The organism is Longimicrobium sp., assembly GCF_035474595.1.
Taxonomy (GTDB): Bacteria; Gemmatimonadota; Gemmatimonadetes; order Longimicrobiales; family Longimicrobiaceae; genus Longimicrobium.
In genome coordinates, this window is sequence record NZ_DATIND010000133.1 from 1 (window position 1) to 3,876 (window position 3,876).

The following is a 3,876-nucleotide window of genomic DNA, read 5'->3' on the forward strand; positions in this document are numbered from 1 at the left end:
CACTCAGCACTCAGCACTCAGCACTCAGCACTCAGCACTCAGCACTCAGCACTCAGCACTCAGCACTCAGCACTCAGCACTCAGCACTCAGCACTCAGCACTCAGCACTCAGCACTCAGCACTTAGGACTCAGCACTTAGGACTTAGGACTTAGGACTCAGGACTCAGGACTTCCCCATCTCCCTCCCCGGCACCGCCTCGTCGCCCGGAATGCGAAACGGCTCCGGCTGCGTCCCGTCGATGTCGGTGAAGCCGTACGCGCGCGCCAGCTCGCCCGAGGTGAGCACGCGGCCGGTCCAGCGCATCACGTCCGCATCTTCCGCCATCGCGGCCACGGCGCGGCCGGTGTACTCCGGGCTCTCGGTCTGGTCCAGGTCGAACGGATGCTTCGCGTGCGCCTCCATCACCCGCTCGGTGCGCATGAACCCCGGCGCCAGCGCCACCGACGCGATCCCGTAGCGCCGCAGCTCGCGCGACAATCCCCACGCCATCCGCACCACCGCCCCCTTGGCCGTGTCGTAGAACAGGTTCCCCACGTAGCGGTCGAACAGCCAGGCGATGGTGCTCACGATCAGCGCCCGCGCCGGCACCGCCTGGGCCGCGGCGACGCAGTCGTACGCGTGCAGCAGGAACCCGCGCTCGCCGGGCTCCGACGCCTCGCCCTGCAGCACGGCCAGCCCGCACCGCGCGCAGACGCCGGTCATGCGCACGTCCCGCGGCGCGTCCGGAGGTAGCATGAGCGGGGTCGCGTGGCGCACGGAGAGGAGGTGCGCGTGGACGCCGGCCTCGAACATCCCGCGCCAGTGCACGTCCACGGGCTGCGCCCAGAACGGGCCGGGGGACTCGTTCATCCGCTCGTACCCGCCCCAGGCGTTGTTCACCAGGACGTCGATGCGGCCGCGCTCGCGGCCCACGCGCTCGAACAGCGCCTCCACCTGTGCCGCGTCGGTGTGGTCGCACACCACCGCGATCCCCTCGCCGCCGCGCGCGGTGACTTCGTCGGCGGTGTCCTCCACCGTCCCCGCCGTACGCCCGGCCACCGGCTCCGCGCGCGAGCTGCGCCCCGTCACGTACACCGTGGCCCCGCGCTCCCCCAGCACCGCCGCGATCGCGCGCCCCGCCCCCCGGCTCGCCCCCGTCACCACCGCGACCCTGCCGCGCAATCGCCTTTCCTCTTCCATATCCCACCTCGCGTTGGACGTCGTCCTGAGTCGAACACCGCGCTTCGCGACCACAATGGATGAAAGGGAGGCGTCCTCCGGCGCCGGATCTGACCTCCGAGCCGAACAGCCTCGCGCAGTTTGCGAGGCTTCCCGTAGTTGTTGCTGCAACTTCAGTCGCCGGTGACGGGGCCAGCCCGCAGCACGCGAGCCTGGATAGATGCTCCAATCTTCTTTCTGGCGTCTGCAACATCAACAATTTAGAATAAATGAACGATCATTCACAACTGGGCAAGCCTCATGTCCCCACGCCTGAAAACCGCGACCGACGCCGCGATCCTGGAGGCCGCCATCCGCGCGATCTCCCGCGCCGGACCCGCGCGGCTCACGCTCGCCCACGTCGCCGACGAGGCGGGGCTCGCGCCGGCGACGCTGGTGCAGCGCTTCGGCAGCAAGCGCGGGCTGCTGCTGGCCGTCTCGCGCTACGGCGCGGAGCAGAACCGCGCCGGCTTCGACCGCGCGCGCGCCGCCAGCGCATCGCCGCTCGCCGCGCTGGTGGACGCGCTGATCGAGGGCTCGCGCTGGTTCGATTCCCCCGAGGCGCTGGCGAACCATCTCGCGTTCCTGCAGATGGACCTGACCGACCCGGTGTTCCGCGCCCTCGCCGTCCAGGCATCGGACGAGATCCGCGCCGGCATCCGCGCGCTGCTCGACGATGCCGTGGCCGCGGGCCAGCTGGCGGTGCACGGCACGGGCCGCCTTGCCAGCGCGGTGAAGGCCACGCACGACGGCTCGCTCCTCACCTGGGCCATCCACCGCGACGGCCCCCTCGCGGCCTGGCTCCGCCGCGACCTGGAAACCCTCCTCGCGCCCTATCGCCCGCGCCGCGCAAGCGTCTGATCGCCTCGCCATCTCGCCACCAAGCTGGTGCATCGCCCGGATGCCGGACGGGGAGTCCGCGAAGGCGGACTTCGGGCCGTTGTTGCCGCGAATTCATTCGCCCTTCCGGGGCCTTCCGGGGCCTTCCGGGGCCTTCCGGGCATCACCCCCCATCCTCATCCCCCGACAAACAAGCGGCGCATCTATCGGTTCGCGCGTCCGCGATGCATCTATTCCCCGTCCCCCAGCGACTCACACCTGGCCCGACGCCGAATGCGCACCCACGCCCTTCGCATCCTCACGCTCTCCACCCTGGCCGTGCTCGCCGCGTGCGGCCCGCACAACGTTCCCGCGGCGTCGCCGCGCTTCGAGGCGGCGCTCGCGCTGCCGGATACCGGCGCCAGCGCCGATTCCGTCGCCGTGGTCATCGTCACCGGCTGCCGCGGATTCCCGGAGCACCGCCGCACGTGCGCCGAGCGGGCGCTGGACGAGGTGCTGGAGCGCTCCGGCATCGCCCGCGCGATGGCGGCGCTGGACCGCATCGCCGAGCGCGACTCGTATCTGCGCGTGGAGGCGCACGGGCTGGCGCACGGCCTGGGCATCGCGGCGTACCGATCGCCCGAGACCGTCGCGGCCACCTTCGCGGCGTGCCCCAACACCCAGATCTCCGGCTGCTACCACGGCGTCATCCAGGGCTACTTCCTGGACCTGGCCCGCCGGAAGGGCGGCGTGACCGCCGACGACCTGAACGCCGTCTGCGCGCCGCACCGCGCCGACCCGGAGCTGTACAACCAGTGCGCGCACGGGATGGGGCACGGGCTGCTGGCCGTCACCAGCGGCCGGCTGCCGGCGGCGCTGGAGAAGTGCGACCAGCTGGCGGACCACGGCGCGCGCTCCAACTGCTGGGGCGGCGCGTTCATGGAGAACATCGTGGCCGTCACCCACCCCGAGCACACCGCCCAGGCGCACGCCGCCGTGGCCGCCGGGCACCAGCACGGCACCGAAGGGCATGGAGAGGGGGATCACGGGGCGACGGACCACGACTCCGCGCATCACGAGGGGATGGATCACGGCGGGATGGCGATGGACCACGGCGCGATGCGGCACGACACGCTCCCCGCGTGGAAGCCGCTGGACCGCAACGACCCGCTCTACCCGTGCAACGTGGTCGGCGACCGGTACCAGCAGGAATGCTACATGATCCAGACGTCGGCCATCCTGGCGCAGAACGACGGCGACGTGGCGAAGACGGCGCGCGCCTGCTCCACCGCGCCCGCGGCCGCCGTGCGCACCTGCTACGCCAGCGTGGGCCGCGACATGACCTCGTACGCCGCACGCGATCCGCGGCGCACGGCGGAGCTCTGCCACCGCACCGGGATGGCCGCCGCGGAGATCGGGTGCCTGCAGGGCGCCGCCGTCTCGCTGTACGAGGTGAACCTGAAGGTCGACGATGCGTTCGCCCTCTGCCGCGCGGCCGAGGGCGCGGAGCGGAAGACGGCGTGCTACCAGGCCGCCGCGCGCCGCATCCGCATATCCACGCGCGACGACGAGCGGATGGCGGCCATCTGCGGCGGCGCCGAGGCGGGCTTCGCGGACGCCTGCCTGGCCGCGGCCAACGTGCGCCGCGAGGCTTCGGCGAGGTGAGGAACAATCCCCCCGCCGCTGGGTCAAACGGCAAACAGAAGTCCTAAGTCCCAAGTCCTAACAGGATGCTAAAAAACAGTGCTTGGGCTTCGCCCGACTCCTCAAACCGGGGGTCGTCAGCAGGCCCAGCGTCCAGGGGAGCTCCGGGCGTGCCGTTTCGTCCTGTTTCGCACCGGAATCGGTGCGCGGAAGC

The 3,876-nt window shown here is 71.3% G+C and carries 3 protein-coding genes; 2 read left to right on the forward strand and 1 reads right to left on the reverse strand.

Going from position 1 to position 3,876, the window contains the following annotated elements:
• Positions 1-164: 164 nt before the first annotated feature.
• Entirely contained in the window at positions 165-1,163 is a 999-nt protein-coding gene (locus tag VLK66_RS22985) for an SDR family NAD(P)-dependent oxidoreductase (RefSeq protein ID WP_325311831.1), read from the reverse strand.
• Positions 1,164-1,460: 297 nt separating this feature from the next.
• Between VLK66_RS22985 and VLK66_RS22990 the strand changes: the two genes are divergently transcribed.
• A complete protein-coding gene (locus tag VLK66_RS22990; RefSeq protein WP_325311832.1) occupies positions 1,461-2,060 on the forward strand; it encodes a TetR/AcrR family transcriptional regulator in 600 nt (199 codons plus the stop codon).
• A 252-nt stretch (positions 2,061-2,312) separates the two neighbouring features.
• Complete coding sequence (locus tag VLK66_RS22995; protein WP_325311833.1) at positions 2,313-3,683, forward strand: hypothetical protein; 1,371 nt, start codon at positions 2,313-2,315, stop codon at positions 3,681-3,683.
• The last annotated feature ends 193 nt before the right edge of the window (positions 3,684-3,876 follow it).

Excerpts from the sequence above, each read along its gene's own strand:
- VLK66_RS22995 (WP_325311833.1), top strand. The coding sequence starts at position 2,313 with ATGCGCACCCACGCCCTTCGCATCCTCACGCTCTCCACCCTGGCCGTG.
- VLK66_RS22990 (WP_325311832.1), top strand. The coding sequence starts at position 1,461 with ATGTCCCCACGCCTGAAAACCGCGACCGACGCCGCGATCCTGGAGGCC.